This window comes from Escherichia sp. E4702 (genome assembly GCF_963883545.1).
Taxonomy (GTDB): domain Bacteria; phylum Pseudomonadota; class Gammaproteobacteria; order Enterobacterales; family Enterobacteriaceae; genus Escherichia.
The window spans coordinates 114,071-140,873 of the sequence record NZ_CAWORF010000015.1; the positions used below are offsets into that span (position 1 = coordinate 114,071).

The 26,803-nt window shown below is 49.8% G+C and carries 17 protein-coding genes and 3 pseudogenes; 9 read left to right on the forward strand and 11 right to left on the reverse strand.

Annotated features, from left to right (window positions below; translation table 11 throughout):
* Positions 1–203 precede the first annotated feature (203 nt).
* The 6 genes from narU to AACU94_RS08950 all read left to right on the forward strand — a co-directional run bounded on the left by narU (position 204) and on the right by AACU94_RS08950 (position 9,299).
* Positions 204–1,592, forward strand: coding sequence for a nitrate/nitrite transporter NarU (narU, locus tag AACU94_RS08925; protein WP_130210509.1), 1,389 nt, complete (start codon positions 204–206; stop codon positions 1,590–1,592).
* 81 nt (positions 1,593–1,673) lie between these two features.
* Positions 1,674–5,414 (forward strand): nitrate reductase Z subunit alpha, encoded by a 3,741-nt coding sequence (narZ, locus tag AACU94_RS08930; RefSeq protein WP_135489298.1) that lies wholly within the window; start codon positions 1,674–1,676, stop codon positions 5,412–5,414.
* Positions 5,411–6,955, forward strand: a complete 1,545-nt coding sequence (gene narH / locus AACU94_RS08935) for a nitrate reductase subunit beta (RefSeq protein ID WP_135489299.1) — start codon at positions 5,411–5,413, stop codon at positions 6,953–6,955. Before narZ ends, narH begins: the two co-directional genes overlap by 4 nt.
* Positions 6,955–7,650, forward strand: coding sequence for a nitrate reductase molybdenum cofactor assembly chaperone (narW, locus tag AACU94_RS08940; RefSeq protein WP_135489300.1), 696 nt, complete (start codon positions 6,955–6,957; stop codon positions 7,648–7,650). Before narH ends, narW begins: the two co-directional genes overlap by 1 nt.
* A complete protein-coding gene (gene narI, locus AACU94_RS08945; RefSeq protein ID WP_130210515.1) occupies positions 7,647–8,327 on the forward strand; it encodes a respiratory nitrate reductase subunit gamma in 681 nt (226 codons plus the stop codon). Before narW ends, narI begins: the two co-directional genes overlap by 4 nt.
* A gap of 78 nt (positions 8,328–8,405) precedes the next feature.
* A complete protein-coding gene (locus tag AACU94_RS08950; RefSeq protein ID WP_135489301.1) occupies positions 8,406–9,299 on the forward strand; it encodes a PhzF family isomerase in 894 nt (297 codons plus the stop codon).
* 108 nt (positions 9,300–9,407) lie between these two features.
* On the opposite strand, the gene nhoA is transcribed toward AACU94_RS08950, so the two are convergent.
* Positions 9,408–10,253: an N-hydroxyarylamine O-acetyltransferase gene (gene nhoA, locus AACU94_RS08955; RefSeq protein WP_135489302.1), complete on the reverse strand. Its 846-nt coding sequence runs from the start codon at positions 10,251–10,253 to the stop codon at positions 9,408–9,410.
* A 174-nt stretch (positions 10,254–10,427) separates the two neighbouring features.
* Between nhoA and AACU94_RS08960 the strand changes: the two genes are divergently transcribed.
* Positions 10,428–10,997, forward strand: coding sequence for a flavin reductase family protein (locus AACU94_RS08960; RefSeq protein ID WP_130210861.1), 570 nt, complete (start codon positions 10,428–10,430; stop codon positions 10,995–10,997).
* Between the two features lie 3 nt (positions 10,998–11,000).
* Here the strand turns inward: AACU94_RS08960 and pptA are convergent, their stop codons facing one another.
* On the reverse strand, positions 11,001–11,228 hold the full coding sequence (gene pptA / locus AACU94_RS08965; protein WP_130210863.1) for a tautomerase PptA: 228 nt from the start codon (positions 11,226–11,228) through the stop codon (positions 11,001–11,003).
* 305 nt (positions 11,229–11,533) lie between these two features.
* On the opposite strand from pptA, the gene AACU94_RS08970 reads away from it, so the two are divergent.
* Positions 11,534–13,510, forward strand: coding sequence for an alkyl/aryl-sulfatase (locus AACU94_RS08970; RefSeq protein WP_130222654.1), 1,977 nt, complete (start codon positions 11,534–11,536; stop codon positions 13,508–13,510).
* Positions 13,511–13,612: 102 nt separating this feature from the next.
* Complete coding sequence (locus AACU94_RS08975) at positions 13,613–14,662, forward strand: GGDEF domain-containing protein (RefSeq protein WP_135489318.1); 1,050 nt, start codon at positions 13,613–13,615, stop codon at positions 14,660–14,662.
* A 74-nt stretch (positions 14,663–14,736) separates the two neighbouring features.
* Here AACU94_RS08975 and AACU94_RS08980 read toward each other — a convergent pair.
* The 9 genes and pseudogenes from AACU94_RS08980 to AACU94_RS09015 form a co-directional block, all read right to left on the reverse strand.
* A pseudogene (locus tag AACU94_RS08980) lies at positions 14,737–15,286 on the reverse strand (ISAs1 family transposase); the annotation flags it as partial.
* Positions 15,287–15,577: 291 nt separating this feature from the next.
* Positions 15,578–16,027: a hypothetical protein gene (locus tag AACU94_RS08985; RefSeq protein WP_135489303.1), complete on the reverse strand. Its 450-nt coding sequence runs from the start codon at positions 16,025–16,027 to the stop codon at positions 15,578–15,580.
* A gap of 212 nt (positions 16,028–16,239) precedes the next feature.
* Entirely contained in the window at positions 16,240–17,376 is a 1,137-nt protein-coding gene (locus tag AACU94_RS08990) for an ISAs1 family transposase (RefSeq protein WP_135489304.1), read from the reverse strand.
* A 193-nt stretch (positions 17,377–17,569) separates the two neighbouring features.
* The gene (locus AACU94_RS08995; protein WP_135489305.1) at positions 17,570–18,706 is read right to left on the reverse strand and encodes an ISAs1-like element ISEc1 family transposase; all 1,137 of its coding nucleotides are present in this window, start codon (positions 18,704–18,706) and stop codon (positions 17,570–17,572) included.
* A gap of 225 nt (positions 18,707–18,931) precedes the next feature.
* A pseudogene (locus tag AACU94_RS24705) lies at positions 18,932–19,084 on the reverse strand (RHS repeat-associated core domain-containing protein); the annotation flags it as partial.
* A 104-nt stretch (positions 19,085–19,188) separates the two neighbouring features.
* The gene (locus AACU94_RS09000) at positions 19,189–19,584 is read right to left on the reverse strand and encodes a hypothetical protein (RefSeq protein WP_135489306.1); all 396 of its coding nucleotides are present in this window, start codon (positions 19,582–19,584) and stop codon (positions 19,189–19,191) included.
* Positions 19,585–19,935: 351 nt separating this feature from the next.
* A pseudogene (locus tag AACU94_RS09005) lies at positions 19,936–24,255 on the reverse strand (RHS repeat-associated core domain-containing protein); the annotation flags it as partial.
* Between the two features lie 18 nt (positions 24,256–24,273).
* Complete coding sequence (locus tag AACU94_RS09010) at positions 24,274–24,726, reverse strand: DcrB-related protein (RefSeq protein WP_135404348.1); 453 nt, start codon at positions 24,724–24,726, stop codon at positions 24,274–24,276.
* A 51-nt stretch (positions 24,727–24,777) separates the two neighbouring features.
* Entirely contained in the window at positions 24,778–26,772 is a 1,995-nt protein-coding gene (locus tag AACU94_RS09015) for a type VI secretion system Vgr family protein (protein WP_135489307.1), read from the reverse strand.
* Positions 26,773–26,803 lie beyond the last annotated feature (31 nt).

The following is a 26,803-nucleotide window of genomic DNA, read 5'->3' on the forward strand; positions in this document are numbered from 1 at the left end:
AAAAAATATGATGCATCACTGTTACATTCAGTAACACATATCCATTCAGATAATCAGCTTTCTCCCCCCGCAGTTTCGCTTTGTTATCTATTCTTTCAATCAGCACTTCACTCTATTTACTCTTAATTCTAATAACGGACCATTGCGTCCAATGTCCTGCCTTGTCTTTTTTTCATTAACAATGTGTGCATGTGAGGAAGAATATGGCACTACAAAATGAGAAAAATAATCGTTACCTTTTGCGCGACTGGAAGCCAGAAAATCCGGCCTTCTGGGAAAATAAAGGAAAACACATTGCCAGAAGAAACCTCTGGATATCAGTAAGTTGTTTACTCCTTGCCTTCTGTGTCTGGATGTTATTTAGCGCAGTTGCCGTTAATCTCAATAAAATCGGCTTTAATTTCACTACCGATCAGCTTTTTTTATTAACCGCCTTACCTTCCGTTTCCGGCGCATTATTGCGTGTTCCCTACTCCTTTATGGTGCCTATATTCGGCGGACGCCGTTGGACAGTTTTTAGTACCGCGATTCTGATTATTCCTTGCGTCTGGCTCGGTATTGCTGTGCAAAATCCGAATACCCCTTTTGGGATATTTATTGTTATTGCTTTGCTCTGTGGTTTTGCTGGCGCGAACTTTGCTTCGAGTATGGGAAATATCAGTTTTTTCTTCCCGAAAGCCAAACAAGGCAGTGCATTAGGGATTAATGGCGGGTTGGGGAATTTAGGCGTCAGCGTGATGCAACTGGTTGCGCCGCTGGTGATTTTTGTACCGGTATTTGCTTTTCTTGGCGTCAATGGCGTACCGCAGGCCGATGGTTCTGTGATGTCGCTGGCGAACGCCGCATGGATTTGGGTACCGCTACTGGCGATTGCCACTATCGCCGCCTGGTCAGGGATGAATGATATTGCCAGTTCACGTGCGTCAATTGCTGACCAGTTGCCCGTTTTGCAACGGTTGCATCTGTGGCTGCTGAGTCTGCTCTATCTCGCTACCTTTGGCTCGTTTATCGGTTTTTCCGCCGGATTTGCCATGCTGGCAAAAACACAGTTCCCGGATGTGAATATTCTGCGCCTGGCGTTCTTTGGCCCGTTTATCGGTGCCATCGCGCGGTCGGTGGGTGGTGCTATTTCCGATAAATTTGGCGGCGTGCGGGTGACGCTTATCAACTTCATTTTTATGGCGATTTTCAGCGCCCTGCTGTTCCTTACCCTACCTGGCACGGGTTCCGGCAATTTCATCGCATTTTACGCTGTGTTTATGGGGTTATTCCTTACCGCTGGTTTGGGGAGTGGTTCTACTTTCCAGATGATCGCCGTCATCTTTCGCCAGATAACGGTTTATCGCGTCAAGATGAAAGGCGGCAGCGATGAACAGGCCCAGCGAGAAGCAATCACTGAAACGGCGGCGGCGCTGGGCTTTATTTCGGCCATCGGCGCGGTGGGCGGCTTCTTTATTCCACAAGCATTTGGCATGTCGCTGAATATGACCGGCTCGCCAGTGGGCGCGATGAAAGTGTTTTTAATCTTTTACATCATCTGTGTACTGCTGACCTGGCTGGTTTATGGTCGGCGGAAGTTCAGCCAAAAATAAGAGATCGATGCCTGATGTACAACCGTGTCGCATCCGACAAGGCATCAGATCCCAAATCATTCCTGGAGCAGGAGTCATGTCATGAGTAAACTTTTGGATCGCTTTCGCTACTTCAAACAAAAGGGCGAAACCTTTGCCGATGGTCACGGACAGGTGATGCATAGCAACCGCGACTGGGAAGATAGCTATCGTCAGCGTTGGCAATTCGACAAAATCGTGCGTTCCACCCACGGCGTTAACTGCACTGGCTCCTGTAGCTGGAAAATCTACGTTAAAAATGGCCTGGTGACCTGGGAAATCCAGCAGACCGACTACCCGCGCACTCGCCCTGATCTGCCCAATCATGAACCCCGCGGCTGCCCGCGTGGCGCAAGTTACTCCTGGTATCTTTACAGCGCTAACCGCCTTAAATACCCGCTAATTCGTAAACGACTGATTGAACTGTGGCGCGAAGCCCTTAAACAGCACAACGATCCAGTACTGGCGTGGGCATCGATTATGAACGATCCGCAAAAGTGCCTGAGCTACAAGCAGGTACGTGGGCGCGGCGGCTTTATCCGCTCCAACTGGCAGGAACTAAACCAGCTGATTGCCGCCGCTAACGTCTGGACCATCAAAACTTACGGCCCGGATCGCGTTGCCGGATTCTCACCGATTCCGGCGATGTCGATGGTATCTTACGCCGCCGGAACGCGTTATCTGTCGCTGCTTGGCGGCACCTGTTTAAGTTTCTACGACTGGTATTGCGACCTGCCGCCCGCCTCGCCAATGACCTGGGGCGAGCAAACCGACGTGCCAGAATCCGCAGACTGGTATAACTCCAGCTACATCATCGCCTGGGGATCTAACGTACCGCAGACGCGCACGCCAGACGCTCACTTCTTTACTGAAGTGCGCTACAAAGGCACCAAAACTATCGCCATTACCCCTGACTACTCGGAAGTAGCAAAACTGTGCGACCAGTGGCTGGCGCCAAAGCAAGGCACTGATAGCGCGCTGGCGATGGCGATGGGCCATGTGATTTTAAAAGAGTTTCATCTCGATAATCCCAGCGATTACTTTATCAACTACTGCCGCCGCTACAGCGACATGCCGATGCTGGTAATGCTGGAACCTCGTGAAGATGGCAGCTATGTTCCCGGGCGTATGATCCGCGCGTCTGACCTGGTGGATGGACTGGGCGAAAGCAACAATCCGCAGTGGAAAACCGTGGCGGTTAATACCGCAGGTGAACTGGTGGTGCCGAACGGTTCGATTGGTTTCCGCTGGGGAGAAAAAGGCAAATGGAATCTGGAATCCATTGCCGCCGGTACGGAAACCGAATTGTCGTTAACCCTGCTCGGTCAACACGACACCGTTGCAGGCGTGGCCTTCCCCTACTTTGGCGGCATTGAAAATCCGCACTTTCGCAGCGTAAAACACGATCCTGTCCTGGTGCGTCAATTACCCGTTAAAAACCTGACATTAGCCGATGGCAGCAACTGTCCGGTGGTCAGCGTTTATGATTTGGTACTGGCGAATTACGGCCTCGATCGCGGGCTGGAAGATGAAAGCAGCGCGAAAGATTACGCTGAAATCAAACCGTACACCCCAGCCTGGGGTGAGCAAATTACCGGCGTACCGCGCCAGTATATTGAAACCATCGCCCGCGAATTTGCCGATACCGCCCATAAAACGCATGGGCGCTCGATGATTATCCTCGGTGCAGGCGTCAACCACTGGTATCACATGGATATGAACTACCGTGGGATGATCAATATGCTGATCTTCTGCGGTTGTGTCGGGCAAAGCGGCGGCGGCTGGGCGCACTATGTCGGTCAGGAAAAACTGCGCCCACAAACCGGCTGGTTGCCGCTGGCCTTTGCGCTCGACTGGAACCGTCCACCGCGCCAGATGAACAGCACCTCGTTTTTCTACAATCACTCCAGCCAGTGGCGCTATGAAAAAGTCACCGCGCAGGAATTGCTCTCACCGCTCGCCGACGCCAGTAAATACAGCGGTCATCTGATTGATTTCAACGTTCGCGCCGAACGTATGGGCTGGCTCCCTTCTGCGCCGCAGCTGGGGCGTAACCCGCTCTCCCTGAAAGCCGAAGCCGACAAGGCCGGATTATCACCCGCCGAATTTACCGCCCAGGCACTGAAGTCAGGCGAGTTACGCATGGCCTGCGAACAGCCGGACAACGGCAGCAACCATCCGCGTAACCTGTTTGTCTGGCGTTCTAACCTGCTTGGCTCTTCTGGCAAGGGCCACGAGTATATGCAGAAGTATCTGCTGGGTACGGAAAGTGGTATTCAGGGGGAAGAACTTGGACCGACGGAGGGGATCCAACCGGAAGAAGTTGAGTGGCAAACTGCAGCGATTGAAGGCAAGCTCGACCTGCTGGTGACGCTCGACTTCCGTATGTCCAGCACCTGCCTGTTCTCCGATATTGTTCTGCCTACCGCCACCTGGTACGAAAAAGACGATATGAATACTTCGGATATGCATCCGTTTATTCATCCACTTTCTGCGGCGGTCGATCCGGCCTGGGAATCACGCAGCGACTGGGAAATCTACAAAGGTATCGCCAAAGCCTTTTCGCAAGTGTGCGTGGGGCATCTCGGCAAAGAAACGGATGTTGTGCTGCAGCCGTTGTTACACGACTCTCCGGCAGAGCTCTCACAGCCGTGTGAAGTGCTCGACTGGCGCAAAGGCGAATGTGACCTGATCCCGGGTAAAACCGCGCCGAATATTGTGGCGGTGGAACGCGACTACCCTGCTACCTATGAACGCTTTACCTCGCTCGGGCCACTGATGGATAAACTTGGCAACGGCGGTAAAGGGATTTCGTGGAATACCCAGGATGAAATCGATTTCCTCGGCAAACTCAATTACACCAAGCGTGATGGCCCGGCACAGGGGCGTCCGCTGATTGACACCGCCATTGATGCGTCAGAAGTGATTCTGGCGCTGGCACCGGAAACCAACGGCCATGTGGCGGTCAAAGCGTGGCAGGCGCTGGGCGAAATCACCGGACGCGAACATACCCATCTGGCGCTGCACAAAGAGGACGAGAAGATTCGCTTTCGCGATATTCAGGCGCAGCCACGTAAAATTATCTCCAGCCCCACATGGTCCGGTCTGGAAAGCGATCACGTCTCCTACAACGCCGGATACACCAACGTTCATGAGTTAATTCCGTGGCGCACGCTGTCGGGCCGTCAGCAGCTGTATCAGGATCATCCGTGGATGCGTGCTTTTGGTGAAAGCCTGGTGGCTTATCGCCCGCCTATCGACACCCGCAGCGTCAGTGAAATGCGCCAGATCCCGCCAAACGGCTTCCCGGAAAAAGCACTTAACTTCCTGACGCCGCACCAGAAATGGGGCATTCACTCCACCTACAGTGAAAACCTGCTGATGCTGACGCTTTCTCGCGGTGGACCGATTGTCTGGATCAGCGAAACCGATGCCCGCGAACTGACTATTGTCGATAACGACTGGGTGGAAGTGTTTAACGCCAACGGCGCGCTGACAGCTCGTGCGGTTGTTAGTCAGCGCGTACCGCCGGGCATGACCATGATGTATCACGCCCAGGAACGCATTATGAATATCCCCGGCTCGGAAGTAACCGGCATGCGCGGCGGCATTCATAACTCGGTCACCCGCGTTTGCCCGAAACCGACGCATATGATTGGCGGTTACGCGCAGCTGGCCTGGGGCTTCAACTACTACGGCACCGTCGGCTCGAACCGCGACGAATTTATCATGATCCGCAAGATGAAGAACGTTAACTGGCTGGATGATGAAGGTCGCGATCAGGTACAGGAGGCGAAAAAATGAAAATACGTTCGCAAGTCGGCATGGTGCTTAACCTCGACAAATGTATCGGCTGCCATACCTGTTCGGTGACCTGCAAAAACGTCTGGACCGGACGCGAGGGCATGGAGTACGCATGGTTTAACAACGTCGAAACCAAACCGGGCATTGGTTACCCGAAAAACTGGGAAGATCAGGAAGAGTGGCAAGGCGGCTGGGTCCGCGATGTCAACGGTAAGATCCGTCCGCGTCTGGGCAGCAAGATGGGCGTGATTACCAAAATTTTCGCCAACCCGGTCGTCCCGCAGATTGACGATTACTACGAACCTTTCACCTTCGACTACGAGCACTTGCATAGCGCGCCGGAAGGTAAACATATTCCCACCGCCCGCCCGCGTTCGCTGATTGACGGTAAGCGGATGGACAAGGTGATCTGGGGCCCAAACTGGGAAGAACTGCTGGGCGGCGAGTTCGAAAAACGCGCCCGCGACCGCAACTTCGAGGCCATGCAAAAGGAGATGTACGGGCAGTTTGAAAACACCTTCATGATGTATCTGCCGCGCCTGTGCGAACACTGCCTCAACCCCAGCTGCGTGGCGACCTGCCCCAGCGGCGCTATCTACAAACGCGAAGAAGACGGCATTGTGCTGATCGATCAGGATAAATGCCGTGGCTGGCGTTTGTGCATTAGCGGTTGTCCGTACAAAAAAATCTACTTCAACTGGAAAAGCGGCAAGTCAGAAAAATGTATCTTCTGTTACCCGCGAATTGAGTCAGGCCAACCCACCGTGTGCTCAGAAACCTGCGTGGGTCGCATCCGGTATCTTGGCGTGCTGCTTTACGACGCCGACCGCATTGAGGAGGCGGCGAGCACCGAGCGTGAAGTTGATCTCTATGAGCGCCAGTGCGAAGTATTCCTCGATCCGCACGATCCCTCAGTGATCGAGGAAGCCCTGAAACAAGGTATCCCGCAAAATGTGATTGAAGCTGCCCAGCGTTCGCCAGTCTACAAAATGGCGATGGACTGGAAACTGGCGCTACCGCTGCACCCTGAATATCGCACCCTGCCGATGGTCTGGTACGTTCCTCCGTTGTCGCCGATTCAGTCCTACGCTGATGCGGGCGGTTTGCCGAAAAGCGAAGGCGTGCTCCCCGCCATCGAAAGCCTGCGTATTCCGGTGCAATATCTCGCCAATATGTTGAGTGCTGGCGATACCGGCCCGGTACTGCGGGCGCTAAAACGGATGATGGCGATGCGCCACTATATGCGCTCACAAACCGTAGAAGGCGTAACGGATACCCGCGCCATCGACGAAGTGGGTTTGAGCGTCGCTCAGGTCGAAGATATGTATCGCTATCTCGCTATCGCCAACTATGAAGATCGTTTTGTCGTTCCGACCAGTCATCGTGAAATGGCGGGCGACGCCTTCGCAGAACGCAACGGCTGCGGCTTTACTTTTGGCGACGGTTGCCACGGCTCGGACAGCAAATTCAACCTGTTCAACAGTAGCCGGATTGATGCTATCGACATTACCGAAGTACGCAATAAAGCGGAGGGCGAATAATGCAGATCCTCAAGGTGATCGGCCTGTTGATGGAGTATCCGGACGAGCTGTTATGGGAATGCAAGGAGGACGCGCTGGCGTTGATCCGCCGCGACGCGCCGATGCTTACGGATTTCACCCGTAACCTGCTTGACGCGCCGCTGCTGGATAAACAGGCCGAATGGTGCGAAGTGTTTGACCGTGGACGTACCACATCGCTACTGCTGTTCGAACACGTTCATGCCGAGTCCCGCGATCGAGGCCAGGCAATGGTGAACCTGCTGGCGGAGTATGAAAAGGTCAGTCTGCAACTGGATTGTCGGGAACTGCCTGATTATCTGCCGCTGTATCTGGAGTATTTAAGCGTACTGCCGGACGATCAGGCGAAAGAAGGGTTACTCAACGTTGCGCCGATCCTCGCTCTGCTTGGCGGACGCTTAAAACAACGCGAGGCACCGTGGTATTCGTTGTTTGACGCCCTGTTGCATCTGGCGGGTAGTACACTTTCAAGTGACAGTGTCACTAAACAGATTCGCAGCGAAGAGCGCGACGACACCCGTCAGGCGCTGGATGCGGTGTGGGAAGAGGAACAGGTGAAGTTTATTGAAGATAACGCCACGGCGTGTGACAGCTCGCCGCTTAATCAATATCAGCGACGCTTTAGCCAGGATGTCGCGCCGCAGTATGTCGACATCAGTGCGGGAGGTGGGAAATGATTCAGTATCTGAACGTCTTTTTTTACGATATCTACCCGTACTTGTGTGGCACGGTTTTTATCCTCGGAAGCTGGTTGCGCTACGATTACGGGCAGTATAGCTGGCGCGCCGCATCCAGCCAGATGCTGGATAAACGCGGGATGGTGCTGTGGTCGAACTTGTTCCATATCGGCATTCTGGGGATCTTCTTCGGTCATCTGTTTGGCATGTTAACGCCGCACTGGATGTACGCGTGGTTTCTGCCGGTGGCGGTAAAACAGCAGATGGCGATGGTGCTCGGTGGTATTTGCGGTGTATTGACGTTGATTGGCGGTGCGGGGCTACTGGTGCGTCGTTTAACAAATCCGCGTATCAGGGCGACGTCTTCTGGTGCGGATATCCTGATCCTCGCCATCTTGTTAATTCAGTGCATTCTTGGGTTAACCACCATTCCCTTTTCAGCACAACATCCGGACGGCAGTGAAATGATGAAGCTGGTGGGATGGGCACAAAGCATCGTCACTTTCCAGGGCGGTGCATCGACGCATCTTGATGGCGTAGCTTATATCTTTCGCGTTCATCTGGTATTGGGAATGACTATCTTCCTGCTCTTCCCGTTCACCCGACTGGTGCATGTGTGGAGCGCGCCGTTTGAGTACTTTACTCGTCGGTATCAGATTGTGCGTTCGCGGCGTTAATTATCACCCTGCCGGATAGCCCTTCGCTCTCCGGCCTGTTGCAGGCTATGATAGTTCTCCAGCCACAGGAGAACGTTAATGAAACCGCAGGTTTACCACGTCGATGCTTTTACCTCTCAACCGTTTCGCGGCAATTCTGCCGGTGTTGTTTTCCCTGCCGATAATCTTAGCGAAGCGCAAATGCAACTTATCGCCCGCGAATTAGGGCATTCGGAAACTGCTTTTCTGCTGCACAGCGACGACAGTGATGTGCGCATTCGCTACTTTACGCCAACGGTTGAAGTGCCGATTTGCGGTCACGCGACCGTGGCAGCACATTATGTACGTTCGAAGGTATTAGGTTTGGGAAATTGCACGGTCTGGCAAACGTCGCTGGCAGGAAAACACCGCGTGACTATCGAAAAGCACAACGATGATTATCGTATTTCGCTGGAACAAGGTTCTCCTGGCTTTGAGCCACCGCTGGAAGGTGAGACACGTGCGGCGATTATCAACGCGCTTCATCTCACTGAAGACGATATTTTGCCAGGCTTGCCAATTCAGGTCGCAACAACAGGACACTCAAAAGTGATGATTCCGCTGAAAACAGAAGTGGATATCGACGCCCTTTCGCCTGACCTTGCTGCGCTGACCGCTATCAGCAAACAGATTGGCTGCAATGGTTTCTTTCCCTTCCAGATCCGTCCGGGCAAAAACGAAACCGATGGTCGCATGTTCTCGCCTGCGATTGGTATTGTGGAAGATCCGGTGACCGGCAATGCCAATGGTCCGATGGGTGCATGGTTGGTACATCACAACGTATTGCCCCACGATGGCAGCATGTTGCGTGTTAAAGGCCATCAGGGGCGTGCATTGGGTCGTGATGGAGTGATTGATGTGACGGTGACAATTCGCGATAACCAGCCGGAGAGTGTCACCATTTCTGGCACTGCGGTGATTCTTTTCCATGCTGAATGGGCAATTGAACTCTGAAACCGTTGCAATAGATGGCAGAAAAACAAATTGCCTGATGCGCTTCGCTTAGCAGGCCTACAACCGCCGGATTAGGCGTTTACGCCGCATCCGGCACTCTGGCACAAACTATTTCCCCGCCTCCGGATGCGTATCAAACGCTGCCATCACCTGCGCCAGCTCATCCACAGTAAACCCATGTTTCGCATCATCCACACCCAGTCCAAACTGCTCCTGCATCACGGCATACAACGACGCCGCATCTGGCAAATTCTGCTGCTCTGCTACGTGACCATTTTCATAATGGGTGAAATGTAAATTGGTCAGTGTCAGCTTGCCACCGTCCGGCAAATGGCGGCACATTAACAAATGATGGCGAAAATGCGATTGTGGCCAGTGCGCCGACCAGAAATTACCCATCACATAATCGCTTTGTTGCTGCTCGCAGAGATCAAAACGGTACATCGACTGCCAGTGCTGATGATGATTAAACTGCAAAACCCAGTCGTCCCCTTCCTGTAACAGCCGATATTCGCCATGTGGCGTTGTTTGCGCGATATCCGGCACTAAACGGATTGGCGCGGTCAGCGTCTGACCACCAAAACCAACGTCGGCAATCCATTGTTCACCTTCCAGTTCTACTAACAACAGACGGTGCGTGCGCGGCGGTAATGATGGTGGATTAGATAACACTACGCGCCCTAACAGACTACGTACATGAAAACCCAGCTCGCGTAATACCCGCTCAAACACGCCATTCTGTTCAAAGCAATAACCGCCACGCCGGGCGAACACCAATTTCTCTTCCAGAGATTGATCATCAAGCTGCATTTCCCTCGGCAGCAGAACATCAAGATTTTCAAATGGAATGGTGCAATTGTGTTTCAGGTGTAATGCTCGAAGCGTATCGATATTGGCCGCAGCAGCTCCCGACCAGTTAATGCGGGCAAAATAATGATTCAGAATGGGCGTCATCAGGCGTTTCCGTTAGTGGTTTTATCAACTTATAACCTGGAATAGACGCTGCACAGGCTATTTTGTGCGATCGCGGACATGTATCACGTTCGCAAATCGCCGATCCCGTTAATTTCGTTGCTTATTGCGTTACGAGCTACGCTTTTAAAACACCCTTCATAGCGAGGCGATACCGTGAGCCGATTCATCCCCGTCGAATTACACCATGCCAGCCGTCTGTTAAATCATGGCCCTACTGTCCTGATCACCAGTTTAGATGAGCAATCCCAGCGGCGTAACATTATGGCGGCAGCCTGGTCGATGCCGGTGGAGTTTGAACCTCCACGCGTGGCGATTGTAGTAGATAAATCGACATGGACGAGGGAGTTGATTGAACGTAACGGTAAATTTGGCATCGTTATCCCGGGCGTTGCAGCGACTAACTGGACGTGGGCAGTGGGAAGTGTATCTGGGCGTGAAGAAGATAAATTTAATTGCTATGGCATTCCGGTGGTGAAAGGTCCGGTGCTTGGTTTGCCACTTGTTGAAGAGAAATGTCTGGCGTGGATGGAGTGCCGATTGCTACCAGCGACTTCCGCGCAAGAGAAATACGACACGCTGTTTGGCGAAGTGGTATCAGCAGCGGCAGACGCACAGGTTTTTGTCGAAGGCCGCTGGCAGTTTGATGATGATAAACTCAATACGTTGCATCATTTAGGCGCTGGCACGTTTGTTACCAGCGGCAAGCGTGTTACGGCTGGTTAAGCATTACATGCTGTAACCAGGTTTCTTTATCAAGGCATCCATTTGAGGCGCGATTTCGGCGTCCCAGATAGCTTGCCATGATTCTGGTTGAATCTGCTGTAGCGCAATGCTTATCGAACTGTCTTTACTGTTCAGATGGCGAATAATAACGTCGGTAATATCTGCAGCAAGCGCTGCTTTTTGTTGTTCGTCCAGTTCACGCGGAAAACATTTAATGTCTATGTGCGGCATGATTGTGCTCCTTTTGAAAGATGTCAGTAAAATTAACACACGTTGTGAATGTCGTGTGTCCGGTAATGCGTTTTTACGGCAATAATGCCTACTTGAAATTGTACATATTTGTACTACACACTTTTAAATAAAGCGCCAATGAAAACGTTAACTTACAGAATATATTCTTCGCCAACATGCCATTAAGAAAACATCAAGTTTCCGGCTTGCCAATTTGTTAACGCCCATTATAGTTATTCTTGCCCTCACTAAAAATTTTCATCCGTAATTACCCCCAATAAAAATCCATTCTGGAGACACTTAAGATGCAGCTTAATCATATTGTTAAAAGTCTGCTAATAACGGGATTATTCACCACCAGTTCCTTACCTCTCCTCGCGGCGGAAGCCCCTAAAAACGCCACCGCAGCCACGCAGCAAGCAAACAATTTACTCTATAACCAGTTGCCGTTTTCCGATAACACTGACTTTACTGATGCCCATAAAGGTTTTATTGCCCCTATTCCTCAGGACGTGATTAAGGGCGAACAAGGAAATGTTATCTGGGATCCACAACAATACGCTTTTATCAAAGAAGGCGATAAAGCCCCTGATACGGTGAATCCAAGTTTATGGCGTCAGGCGCAACTGATAAATATCAGCGGATTATTTGAAGTGACTGAAGGTGTCTATCAGATTCGTAACCTTGATTTATCAAATATGACCATCATTGAAGGCAAAGAGGGTATTACCGTCGTTGATCCACTTGTTTCAGCAGAAACAGCCAAAGTTGGGATGGATCTCTATTACAAAAATCGCGGCCAGAAACCGGTAGTGGCGGTTATCTACACACACAGTCATGTCGATCACTACGGTGGTGTTCGCGGCGTAATTGATGAAGCTGACGTTAAATCAGGCAAAGTTAAAATCTATGCGCCAGCCGGATTTTTGGAGGAGGCCGTTTCCGAAAATATTATGGCTGGCAATGTGATGAGCCGACGAGCCAGTTATATGTATGGCAACTTATTGAAACCTGATGTTAAAGGCCAGGTCGGCGCGGGACTGGGAACAACCACTTCAGCAGGAACGGTCACGTTGATTGCTCCTACTAACTACATCACCAAAACCGGGCAAAAAGAAACTATTGACGGGTTGACCTATGATTTTCTGATGGCGCCAGGTTCCGAAGCGCCTTCTGAAATGCTGTGGTTTATTGAAGAAAAGAAACTGATCGAAACGGCAGAAGATGTCACGCACACCCTTCACAACACTTATTCGCTGCGTGGTGCCAAAATTCGCCAACCGCTGCCGTGGTCAAAATATATTAACGAAGCACTCAATTTATGGGGTGATAAAGCCGAGATTATTCTCGCTCAACATCACTGGCCAACCTGGGGCAACGATAACGTGGTCAAACTGCTTAAAAGCCAGCGTGATTTGTATCGTTACATCAATGATCAAACTCTGCGTATGGCAAATCAGGGGATGACCCGTGATGAAATTGCCGCAAACTTTAAACTGCCCTCTTCACTGGCTAACACCTGGGCGAATCGCGGCTATTATGGTTCGGTAAGTCATGACGTAAAAGCAACTTACGTGCTTTATCTCGGCTGGTTTGATGGTAACCCCGCAACGCTTGATGAACTGCCGCCAGAAGAAGGCGCAAAGAAATTTGTCGAGTATATGGGCGGTGCTGATGCCATTTTACAAAAAGCCAAACAGGATTATGACCAGGGTAATTTCCGCTGGGTTGCTCAGGTTGTCAGTAAGGTGGTGTTTGCGGATCCAAACAACCAGGCAGCGAGAAATCTGGAAGCTGATGCGCTTGAGCAGTTAGGCTATCAGGCTGAATCTGGGCCGTGGCGTAATTTCTATCTCACTGGCGCACAGGAATTGCGTAACGGTGTACAAAAATTACCAACCCCAAATACTGCCAGCCCTGACACTGTGCGTGCAATGACGCCAGAGATGTTCTTTGATTATCTTGCCGTCCATATTAATGGTGAGAAAGCGGCAGACGCCAAAGCCGTGTTGAATTTCGATTTTGGTGAAGATGGCGGCACCTATAAAGTGGAGCTTGAAAATGGTGTTCTCAATCATACCGCTGGTGTAGAAGCTTCGGATGCTGATGCCACTATCACTCTGTCTCGTGATGTATTGAACAAAATTGTATTGAAAGAAGAGACGCTGAAAGAAGCCACAGACAAAGGAGATGTCAAAATTACCGGCAATGCGGAAAAACTCAACGAGCTGTTAGGTTATATGGATAATTTTGAGTTTTGGTTCAATATAGTGACACCATAAATTCAGTATAAATTGGGCAGGTTTCCTGCCCTTTTCTGGTTATAAAAAATGGTTTCTGATAAAAGAAAAAACGCTCATTGTTCGTGGAAAAATCGCCAGGATATGGTTATTCGCGGAATGTCGATTAGCCTGCCGTGGTTTGCCTTGATTAACATCTGTTTTTCATCGATGATTTTGCTGCGTGGTATTTTGTTTAATGATGACATGACTTCAGGGCTTAATGAGAAAAACCTTGTACATACTATTGATATATCATCTTTCGGCATTCTGCTGATTAGTGGCCTTTTATTGCTCATCTCCCGAAAAAAAGTGCTGTATATTCAGCAACTATTGGTCATTCTAAGCCTGTTATGGTCATGGTGTTGCTTTTATTTCATTGCACACTGGACGCTACCTTTTGCTTATCCTCTGTGTGTATTATTAATGCTTAGTGCTGTTGTTGCGCTGTATTTTCACACGCCATCATTACTCGCATTTATCACTCCATTATGGTTTAGCATCCCGTTAGCCAGTCTTGTTCTCAATCAGCATGTGAATGTTCATTTCGCTGTTATCTGGAGCCTTTTTTCACTGGCGCTATATGGTGGGCGACTTATTTTGTTACGTTGGTTTGAAGAAGCATGGCAACAAAACAAGTACAACAACCAGTTAATTAATCGCCTCGATGCATTAGCACATCGTGATCCTTTAACTGGGATAGCAAACCGACGTGCAATGAACAGTATCTTACACGACGCGATAGATAACGGCGGGTCATTTGCTCTCATTATGTTGGATGTCGATTTTTTTAAACGCTACAACGACACCTACGGGCACCCAGAGGGCGATAAATGTTTGATACAAGTTGCCGACGCCCTGCAACGCGCAATACGCCAGCCTGAAGATATAGTCGCTCGTTATGGTGGCGAAGAGTTTGCCATTCTACTTTTTAATGCAACATTGCCGGAAGCTGAGGCGGTAGCAGCCAGAGTGAAGCAAGAACTTAAACTGGCAGCTATCCCGCATCAGGCATCTGCTGTTAGTGCATTTGTTACGGTTAGTCAGGGGATTGCCTGTTCTGCTCCCGCAAAAACGGCTGAACAAATTGTTTCAGATGCCGACGCCGCGTTATACCGGGCGAAAGAAAATGGGCGAAATCGATGGGCTTTATAAGCATTAGGGGACTGGCCAGATTACGTCTCTCCGCTCTTAACAAGGGCTGACGGGTGATAATATTTGTCCAGAGCTATCTTCTCTGCGATGTCTTTCTGGCATTCATTGGAGCGGTGGTGATTATTTTTCCTTTAATGCCCATCATGTTAAGACGTTCAGAAATCACATAATCTCATTGGATTTTTCATCCGTCTTGATCTTCCCGAAGACCAGACTGTGCATTGTTGAGAATGCAATAATAACGAGAGTCGCTCCCCTGCGACGACTTTTATCTTAAGAGTGCCGAAGTGTTTTTCCATCAATTGCGATGACGTCTTTATCATCTGAAGAGTGACATTCACGCATCCAGTTAATATAGCACTCATGAAATTTTACAGGACTGATACAGGATACAACTCTGGTAATAATATCGTGAACAGGAATACCATTTTCAAAATCACCATATCGCTTCAAAAAATCGAGATGCGTTTCTCCAAAATCCTCTATGTCTTCACATCTTTCTGCACCAGAAATAACGGCGCAAATAGTCAACAGTAGAATATCAGACAATTTATGTTCCACTTTCCAGACTTGTCTGTAATCGGGGATAATAGAAATATGTCCCATCAAATTTTTAAGTTCTATTTTGTTCTCCTTAATTATGTAAGGAGTATTTGATCATGTATAAGCAATGAAAAACAGCTTTAGGTAATAAGGAATATCTCAATTTTTAAACATAAAATGCGAATTATTTAGTACAAAAAGTGTACTTCTGATGATCTTTCCCTGGGATACGCAATCTACCCATTTAGCGAATTGTACCATCAACGTCAACCATAAATGTTCAAAATCATAGTGTTATACCATTATGACTTGTTGTCATCTATTAATAAATTCATTAGGAGATAATTTATCTTATCTATTTATTATAAGCAATTATCTGGTTACAATAAAAAAGCACTCCTCATAAGAGAAAAGAAAATACTTATTTTGAGGTGTGATAATTATAGTTGTCTCATCTGATGGTAAAAAATAATAATTCCAATATTTCTGCAAAAGAGAATATGGAGTTATACATAGATGTTTCTCACCAAAGAATAAAAAAACAGATTGAGGACAGTCAGATAATTCATTAAATCTCGAGAATAAATCATCAGCCGATTCCTTTATGTCGAAATCGACATCGCAATATTCTATATTCGAGAATACTTTCATATCCATTTTCATCAGATGTTTCACATTTGGTGAGACAAACATAGACCAAAGAATTTTACTCTGTTCTTTATTAAAGAATATTATATCTCCGCACTGAACAGCTTGCATTAGTTCAGAGCAATCCTCAAAACGCCATATTTCAAAAAATTCTTCATATTCAGAAAAAGACATGGCCTCTTCCTCCGCTAGATTTTCCCGATTCCCAATCTTTCCATTTGACATGGGGTATGTCATTTTCAGGTGCATTTTGCGTATGTGATTCATTTGGATGAACTTCATATCCTTTCTTGTAAGACTCACCCATCTCATTATAGGGATCGCTAGGAGCACCTTGTCTTTGCATACGTCCACGGCCCTGACTAATAAGATCTACCAGGGCAAGATTACGAAAGCCCGCTCCCCGCAAGGACTGACGCCAGGTAGTTTCTGTCCATGGCTGCTTTTCGCATCTTACGTCTTAACCCTGCCTTGAATACCTTATCATTCGTCAAAATATTAATAGCAATGTGCCGTATCCCTGAAAATAATTCTGCTGCATTTCCTCTTCTTATTTTGCAGTCGTCTTCATTCATTACCACGTCCAGACGCCAGTGCAGCTTATTCTCCACGTGCCAGTGATTTCGGATCGCTGTGGCGAACTTCTCAGCGGTTAAATCAGCAGAACTGATATAATATCTGACCGTCATTTCTGGCTCTTTCTTTTGTTCTGCTATTATGGACCGAAAGGAGACTGCCACGCATAATTTCTTCAGCCCTTTCCATTCAAACGTGAAATCAATAAGTTCATCAGGGACATCGCAAACAATATGAAGACGGTTCTCTTCTCTGCCGTGACTCTTTTCACTAATTGCGTAACTGTCATGCTCTGGATTATTTAATTCTTTCAGCGGAAATTTTTCCTCAAAGGCTTTATTTAGCCGCCCCTGGTTTCCTTTTACAGCGAATAAATAATCACCTCCCTGTTTTTGTATCTTCTCTGCAATATCTTTCTGGCAACCCATCGCATCAGTTGTGATAATTTTTCCTTTAATATCCAACATGTTAAGAAGTTCAGGGATAGCTGTGATCTCATTAGATTTCTCATCTGTCTTGATCTGTCCGATGACCAGACTGTGCATTGTTGAGAACGCACTAATGACATGAATCGCTCCCTTGCGGCGACTCTTGTCATAAGAATGCCGGAGCGTTTTTCCATCAATTGCAATGACGTCTTTATCATTTGATGAATGGCAGCCACGTATCCAGTTAATAAAGCACTCGTGAAATTTTGTAGGACTGATACAGGATACAACTCTGGCAATGGTATCGTGAACAGGAATACCATTTTCAAAATCACCATATTGCTTCAAAAAATCGAGATGTGTTTCCCCAAAATCCTCTATATCTTCCCATCCTTCTGCACCAGAAATAACGGCACAAATAGTCAACAGTAGAATATCCGATAATTTATGTTCCACTTTCCAGGCTTGTCTGTAATCGGGAATAATAGAAATATGTTCCATCAATTTTTTAAGTTCCATTTTGCTCTCCTTAATTATGTAAGGAGTATTTGATCATGTATAAGTAATAAAAAACAGCTTCAGGTAATGAGGAATATCTCAATTTTTAAACATAAAATGCGAATTATTTAGTACAAAAAGTGTACTTCTGATGATCTTTCCCTGGTACTTCTGATGATCTTTCCCTGGGCATGAGCCGCTGCCCAGGGCAAGATTACGAAAGCCCGCTCCCCGCAAGGACTGACGCGAGATAGTTTCTGTCCATGGCTGCTTTTCGCATCTTACGTCTTAACCCTGCCTTGAATACCTTATCATTCGTCAAAATATTAATAGCAATGTGCCGTATCCCTGAAAATAATTCTGCTGCATTTCCTCTTCTTATTTTGCAGTCGTCTTCATTCATTACCACGTCCAGACGCCAGTGCAGCTTATTCTCCACGTGCCAGTGATTTCGGATCGCTGTGGCGAACTTCTCAGCGGTTAAATCAGCAGAACTGATATAATATCTGACCGTCATTTCGGGCTCTTTCTTTTGTTCTGCTATTATTGACCGAAAGGAGACTGCCACGCATAATTTCTTCAGTCCTTTCCATTCAAACGTGAAATCAATAAGTTCATCAGGGACATCGCAAACAATGTGAAGACGGATTTCTTCTCTGCCGTGACTCTTTTCACTAATTGCGTAACTGTCATGCTCTGGATTATTTAATTCTTTCAGCGGAAATTTTTCCTCGAAGGCTTTATTTAGCCGCCCCTGGTTTCCTTTTACAGCGAATAAATAATCACCTCCCTGTTTTTGTATCTTCTCTGCAATATCTTTCTGGCAACCCATCGCATCAGTTGTGATGATTTTCCCTTTAATATCCAGCATGTTAAGAAGTTCAGGGATAGCTGTGATCTCATTAGATTTCTCATCCGTCTTGATCTGTCCGATGACCAGACTGTGCATTGTTGAGAACGCACTAATGACATGAATCGCTCCCTTGCGGCGACTCTTATCATAAGAATGCCGGAGTGATTTTCCATCAATTGCGATGACGTCTTTATCATCTGAAGTATGGCAATCTCGCATCCAGTTAATAAAGCACTCGTGAAATTTTGCAGGACTGATACAGGATACAACTCTGGCAATGGTATCGTGAACAGGAATACCATTTTCAAAATCACCATATCGCTTCAAAAAATCGAGATGAGTTTCCCCAAAATCCTCTATATCTTCCCAACCTTCTGCACCAGAAATAACGGCACAAATAGTCAGCAGTAGAATATCCGACAATTTATGTTCCACTTTCCAGGCTTGTCTGTAATCGGGAATAATAGAAATATGTTCCATCAATTTTTTAAGTTCCATTTTGTTCTCCTTAATTATGTAAGGAGTATTTGATCATGTATAAGCAATAAAAAACAGCTTCAGGTAATGAGGAATATCTCAATTTTTAAACATAAAATGCGAATTATTTAGTACAAAAAGTGTACTTCTGATGATCTTTCCCTGGGCATGAGCCGCTGCCTCTCTCGCTCTTTTTCTTGTGGAATGGCGAGTTGATTTATTTTGAGGACGTCCACACCACGTTCTTCGTAAACCTAATGGGTCTGTATACGACAGCGGATTAGGCGCATAAGCATAGAAGTTTATTCCCCCCGCCAGCCCTATCGGATCGGGTTACGTAAATGTTCCACAGTCCGAGTCGTAGTACCTCAGAAGGTTGCAGTGCAATCCCGCCTTGCGACATCAAGGCATAGTTTCAGAAAAAGTAAGGCGCAATCACCATACCCCAATTCACTGGGTGCTAAATAATATCTGGTAACATCCCTTATTTCAATTCTATTTCATTACAACTTCTTTGCTTTCCATATTCTTTGCGCAGCTAAAAAAGATACTCCTTTGAACCAAGACGCACATTCAATAACTTGTTCCCATGAATATATTTTATGTGAGCTAAATTTTATCGATTCATCTTGATTCATTATCTCAATAAAATAATATCCTTTATTATAATCTCTTTTTTCTATTCGATCTTCAGCTCTTGCCGGACGTATAGAAATAACACAATCATCTAATAAACAAAATCTTTTCTTTATAATCGCATCATCTTGGTTCCATGGATTTGTACTTGCCATTTGTTCTGATTGTTTCAGCTCATTCACTACTGTATACCAAATAGCTTCGGTATCACTTGCCTTTGCATTCTCTCTATTAGACTCGGATCTAAATATAATTTTGTCCATTTTAATAATCCAAATGTAAATTACTTAAAATACCCTCTGCCTCATTCCAGGCATTGACATGGGAACCAGCCCCGAATTCAGGATGTCCTAAAATGTCATCACGCCACCCCGCAGTTCCACTTGCGTTTGTAGCACCTATACGTCCTTGAGAATCTTTCCACGTATATGGACCACCTCTGAAGTCAGGCTTTCTTGTTATGATACGATCAGAACCTAGATTCCCTGCTATTTCTGATGCAGCCTGTCTTGCAGCTCGACGATTAGGCATCTGATATCGATTCTCAGCGGTCTGAATCCCGCCATGCTTTTTGATAATATCTTCAGCACGTTTCTGGCCTGTACTACTAGAGAAACATGATTTTAGCCCAAGTGGATCAATCCACCCCAGCGGATTCGGCGCGTATTGGTATAAGTTTATTCCACCAAGCAGCCCTATCGGATCCGTAACTATGAACCGCCCGACATCCGGATCATAGTACCTGTGCAGATTGTAGTGCAGCCCCGTCTCCCTGTCGAGGTACTGTCCCTGGTAACGCAGGTTCTGTTCCACCCTGCCGTGGTCCTTCTCCTGTATCGTGTTACCCCAGACCTGATACCCCGTCTCCCACACGATTTTCCCGTCACTGTCCGTCATCTCTTCCGGCGCGCCGTTCACATCCGTGTGAAAATACAGTATCCGGTTCGGTCCCTCTTTGCCCGCCTTATCCACCCGCGCCAGCGGTTCATAACTCCCCTGGTCACTGTAGATATACAGGCTGCCTGTTCCCTCCGGCCTGCTCTCCTGCGCCAGTCGCATTCCGTCCCATAAAAATTTTGTCCGGTTGTACGCTTTACCGTCAGGGCTGATGTGCTGTTTTTCCGTCCGCCTCCCCAGCGCATCGTACACATACCGGTACGTTCCCCGCACTGTCGTCACTTCCACCATCCGGTGTTCCGCATCATAACGGTAACTCTGCGTTCCGCTCCGGCCCTGCTTTTCCACCGCACGGCCAAATTCGTCATAACGGTAGTGCACACCACGGTAAGACATCAGCCGGTTGAACGGCACCACGCTGTTTTCTGCCGTGGCCCTTTCCCCCGCGCGCCTCCCCAGCAGGTTTCCCGCCGCGTCGTACTGCCAGCTCGCCAGATACCCCTCATCCTCCGAACGACACGCCGTGATGCGCCCCGTGGGGTCATAGAAGTAATCCGTTTCCCCCCGCCGGCTGTGCCGCGTCTTCAGCAGTTCATCCTCGCCGCTGTAGCTGTACTGCCGGTCCGTGAACGTCTCCGGTACCACCCCGCGCATCCCGCTGTATGTCTCCCTGCGCTTCAGCCGCCCGGTCGGGTCATAAAGCTGCCGCGTGCTCAGTCGCCCCTGACTTCTGAGCACCTCCCGGTGCAGGGCGTCACGTGTGAACTCGCTGATGACCTCCCGGTCCAGATTTATCTGCTGAAGATGTCCGCTCCCGTAGTACAGATGGCGCTGCGTTCTGCCGTCCGGAAAGGTGGTGGCAGTCCGGTTGCCCAGTTCATCGTACTGGTGGGTCAGGATGCCCTGCGCCGTCTCCTCGCTAAGCATCCGCCCCAGTCTGTCGTAACTGAAACGGATAATCTCCGGGGCATCCGTTTCCCCGGCATCCGACCTCCGGCGGCGGATTTCCAGTAGCTGGTCTGCCGCATCATGGACGTATTCCGTACGGCTATCGGCTGTCTCCTTTGCCGTGAGCCGGCCCACCGCGTCGCGCTCCAGCTGGTGGCGGATTTCACCGCCCCGGTCCCCGGTGAACACCACTTCCGTGACCGCGTTCAGCGCGTTGTAACGGTACGCCTGGCGGCAACCGTCCGGGTTTATCTGCTCCGCCAGACGGTCCAGCACATCGTGGCGGAACTGATAGCGTTCTCCGTTCTCGTTTGTCAGCCGGGTCAGCCGCCCGTAAGCGTCGTACCCGAACGCCGTCCTGCGCCCCATCGCGTCCGTCCGGCTGCGCACCCGGCCCTGCCCGTCGCGTTGCCAGCGCGTTATCCTCCCCATCGGGCTGGTGTACTTTACCAGCCTGCCCGCCGCGTCTGACTGGTAATTCACCGTGCGGCCGTCCGCCAGTATCACCTCCGTCAGATGACCGCTGTCGTCATACCCGTAGCGGGTGCTGTGGCTCTGCGCATCCGTCATTCTGATAAGCCGCGTGCGTTCGTCGTAGAACCAGGCCGTCTGCGAGCCGGAACAGTCCGTGTGCCGCATGAGCTGCCCGTCTTCATTCCACTGGAGGTATTTATTCCCCCCGCGCGCATCCGTTATCTGCACCACCTGGCCGTGGCGGTCATACTGATACCGGGTGTTCTGCTGCAGCGGGTCGGTCACGGCAAGAAGATTGCCGCGTTCATCGTACTCACAGCGCCAGCTGTTCCCCGCTGCATCCACTTCCGTTTCCGGCTGGTGCCACACCGGGTGCCACTGCGCCTGCTCCACCCGCCCCAGCGGGTCGTGCGTCTCCGTGATATGCCCCTGCCGGTCATACACATAGCGCCATTTGCCGCCCTGAGGGTCGGTCATCCCCAGCAACAGTCGTTCTTCGTCGCTCCAGCGGAACGTCATCACCTGCCCGGCTTCGTCCTGGTACGCCGTCACCTGATTCTGTGCATCCCACTGATGAAAGCGGGTCCGGCCCATCCCGTCTGTCACACATACCACACGTTCAGCCATCCGCCAGTCCAGACGGTATCGCGCACCACTGTCGGTATGGTGGCCCGTCACGCGCCAGCCTGCATCATCCGGCCCTTCATACCAGCCCCACTGGTAAAAATATCCTTCGCCACCGGGCTGGCGGTGCAGCGTCATGCAGTGGTTTTCGTCGTAAGCAAACTCACGCAGCAGGTGCCCCGTGCTGTCGTACACGCCGTTCAGGTGGCCGGCCTCGTCATAGCGGTAACGACGCAGCAGTAAAGGTGCAGTCTCAGGGAAATGCTGATAAATCTGTGTCACCCGCCGGGGATGCGCCGTCAGTTCGTAATACAGACGGATGCACGGACGCTGCTGTTCACCGCTGATTTCAGTGATGCGTCCCCGGTCGTCGTAGTACAGATTCAGACAGTTGCTGTTACGGTCGCCCAGCATTTTCAGCCGCTGGCGCTGCGGGTGGTGCGGGTCGGCCTCAAACAGAAAACACTGTCCATCATCGCTGCTGATAAGCCAGTGCCCCTGCTCACCACGCCTTACCGCCAGTCCTTCGCCGGGGCTGTAAAACCCGCCCCCCGGCAGTACGGCTTCCATATCCAGGCGTCGCCCCATACCCGACACAAAGGTCATGCAGTTTTCGTCCGCGTTACCCGGTGTGCGCACGAGGCTGACTTCATACATCACACTCCAGCCCTGACCAAACATCCCTTCCGTGCGTTCGTCACGACTGCTGTACACGCGCTGCCAGTCCAGCGGAAAGTGGCCCGGCAGGCTGAAATCGAAGTCATCGTCATCGGCCAGGTATTTGGCCCCGGTGGCGGCATTGACCGGATGCGGAAGGGCTGTGGTGGCCTTCTGCGTCAGCATGCTCATCCCGACACTGGCAGCAAAACAGGCGATTTTAGAAAGCATTTTGCCCGGGCGAAGAAACATCAGCGCCACGGTTGCCACCAGGGTTATCTGCGACCTGCCGCTTCTGATATCCCTGACCACCAGTAACGGACCGCCAATGCGGACATCCGGTGACACAAACGCCCCGTTTCCCGGCTCATTCACCACCCTGGCCTCGCAGGTGCAGCGTGCCCCGCTGCGTGCCGCCGGCTGGCTGTTGATACGCACATCCCGCGCGCCTTCCGCGATATATTCCGCCGCGGGCGGCTCGTCATCGCCTTTGAACAGATTACTGATACTGCCAATAACCGCATTCACTCCCTGAAAGGCGGTTTCCAGCATACCGTCCGGACTCAGCAGGTTAAGGGCCGTTCCCAGGGGGTCATCCAGAAAGGCGGCTTTTTTTGTGCGAGAAACTGCGTCAGTGAGGAAGGATGTTTATGGCAGTCGATTTTATCGTCAGGGGTCGGGGTGGAGCCAGGGGCCGCACCGGCCACAGTGGGCTGCCATAGTTCCGACACAAAATGTGTCACGCCATCCACCATTTCAGAACGCCCTTCTTCCGTACTGAGCTGGTCGTGCAGCGCACGGGACATCAGCACAGGCCCTGTTACCGGGTTAACCGCCAGGGCTATTGCCCCCGCCATTTCCAGATATTCCCCGGCGACATCCCGGAACGTTCTGGCATCCTCCTGACGCTGCGCTTCTTCCTGTTCTGCCTTCGCCTGCGCTTCCTGCGCCTCAATGTCCTGCCGCGATGCCGCAGTAGCCGCTGCCCGCGCGGCAGGTTTGCTGTTGATCCATGTGTCGCCAGAGCCGGTGAGGATGTAACCTTCAATCTGAGGAGGGAAAAGCAAATTTGCGAGGTCTGAACAGGCTTCGCTGACCGTTTCTGTCACGCCGGTGTACACCATCGCCACACCCACCACAAAACCGGTCAGCACGACGGCCGTGCATCCCATCGTGAACCCCACTGACGCCGCCAGTAACGAGGTTGCGCCGACAATGAGGGCATCAATAACGACATTTGCGGCCACCTCCAGCACCGCCCCCAGCACATCTGCCATAAACGACGTATGCAGCAGGGCATCACCCTGTCTTGCCGCCCAGAATGCATCTTCCATGTCCCGTTCCCTGTGTGATTAATTCGTCCTGGCTTCCTGCCGTATCCTGAAGCGCAGATTCTTTTTAATTTCAGCCCAGCGCGTCATATCAGCCGGGGTCAGCGGTGTGGTTCTGGCGTAGGTGAAGGCCATCATGACCCGCTCACCCGGCAATACAAATGCCACCTGACACTGGTACACATGCTCGTTACCCCGGAGAAACTGGCTCTGTATCTCCAGCCCTTCCTCTGCGTCATTAACCCCCACGCGGGTCACCTGCACGGGCGTGTAGCGCAGTTCTTTTACCTGCTTTTCCAGCTTTTTCATTTGCTGTTCAACCTGAGATGCTAATTCGTCTCCTTCCTGCATCTGGCCCCGGCTGATAATTAGTGCGGCGTCGGGATTGCTGAGCCGCAGCATATTAATGGTACTATCCTGAATAATATTTCCAGGAAAAGTTACAACAGCTTCATTAAGATAATACTCCGTCATAATGGCATGAGTCCTTTTTAATAAATGAATTGTTTATGGATTGGTTTTTATTTATTTTTTAGTCATGAAGGTAACGTCTATTGCCGTCTGAAGGGCTGTTTTCTCTAATGCTCCAGGCGGAGGTATATCTGCCGCTCTGTTATTCATATTTAAATCAAGCTGCCCTGATTGTGTATTTATTTTCCCATTTTCTGTTGCAGTAATATTAAAGTTCTTACAGGTTATATTAAATATCCCGTCACTGGTCATTTGCAGGATAGTTTCTCCGCAGCTAAGAATAATGGAATCTCCCGCAGCAAGGCGTAAATTCTGCACTGTCTGAATTGTTTTATCCCCTCCGGCGAGAGAGATATCATCTGTCTGGACTGTTAGAGAACGTTTCTCACCAATAATCGCAGTTTCTGTTTTATCAATGACTTTAAGGCGATTATTGCCCACCCAATGGCTTTCATTATTATTTACTTCAATGCGTTGATCTTTCTCGGCATGCAACCAGATTTCTTCTCCGCCAGTTTTATCCTCAAAACGCAGGGCGTTAGCATTGGTTGGGCCGCCGCCGATGGTGTGGCTGTAAAACCCGCTTTGCGTCGCTGCGCCCGGTAGTCCCCACGGTGGCATGGTGTCCTGGTTGTATGTCCGCCCCACGATAATGGGTAAATCCGGATCACCATTTTTGAAATCCACCAGAACTTCCTGACCAATGCGCGGGATCTGAATGCCACCGAATCCTTTACCCGCCCACGGATAACTGACACGGACCCAGCAGGAACTGTTTTCATCATTCTTACCGTAACGATCCCAGCCAAACTGAACTTTCACCCGGCCATATTTATCTGTCCAGATTTCCTGTCCCGCCGGGCCGGTCACGATGGCGCTCTGTGGGCCTTTGGTGTGGGGTTTGCTCAGGGTTCGCTGCGGACGGTAAACTTCATTGGTGGGATGTAACTCAAAGCTGGTTGAGTAAGAGAAGTGCTGCTCCTGGCCGCTGTGTTGCGCATTGTCCTGTATAAATAGCGTGGTCTGTGCCAGCAGATATTCCCGGTTCACTTCGGCTGTCGGATAGTTTTCCAGGGTGAAGGTAAAACCTGTCATCAGGGTACGAATATTGCCGCTGCCCTGTACCCGACTACCGGGGCTCCGCTGTTCTTCCATGCGGATGCGTGTCAGCATTTCACCTTCACTCTTTGTGAAGTAGTCTCCCGGCCATTCATAGTGCTCATATTCAGCAAGGCCGGTTTCACGCGGATTAGCCACGGTGCTCTTCAGCAGTGAACGCGGCTTCATAAAGTCGAAATCATTCAGCACCCACTGTCCGCTGCGCAGGCTTTCATTTGCTGTGATGGTATGGATAAACTCCTTGTCCAGTTTCAGCCCTTTCTGGTAATAACACACCAGCGGCGAATCTGCGCATGCCTTGTGGACATTAATGGCATCAGCCAGCACTAACGTGTGACTGTTCTCGCTGTGCTCAAACCACCAGTAGATACCCCACTCCTGCATCAGGCGCTGAATAAAATCGAAATCTGTTTCACCGTACTGCACCTGCCAGGCGCGAGTCGGATAATTTTCCACCAGTCGTTTTTCGACTGGCCAGGGGTACTCATCCAGTACCTCATCCAGAATGTCCACCACGTTTTTATTCTGAAACGCTTTGTAGTCACTAGTGTGGGTCAGTATTTTTAACCACGGTTCGATCCGCAGTTCATACACCACCGAACGTCCTTGGTGACCAGCCACGCGTGCTGCCGTCACCAGCCCGCTGATATAACGTTTTCCTCCGCCATCCAATTCGATATGGACGCACAGATCTTTGCCCACCATCGGTTTGAGCTGCAGGTTGGCTGCGGGGGAAACATAGCCCAGGTTCAGGGTGTCAGGCGTTTTTAATTTAATAGAATAAGTAAATAGTTCCCCTACTGTTTCTGTACCCCCCAAGCTTGCAAACAGTAACATTCCATCAGGAACTGCGCTGCCGCTCAAAGTCACGTTATGTGTACCCGATCCAACTAGTGCGCCGGATGGATAATCTGTAGCTGTAAAACTCATAATTAATCCTTTTAACTAGAAATGGTTCACT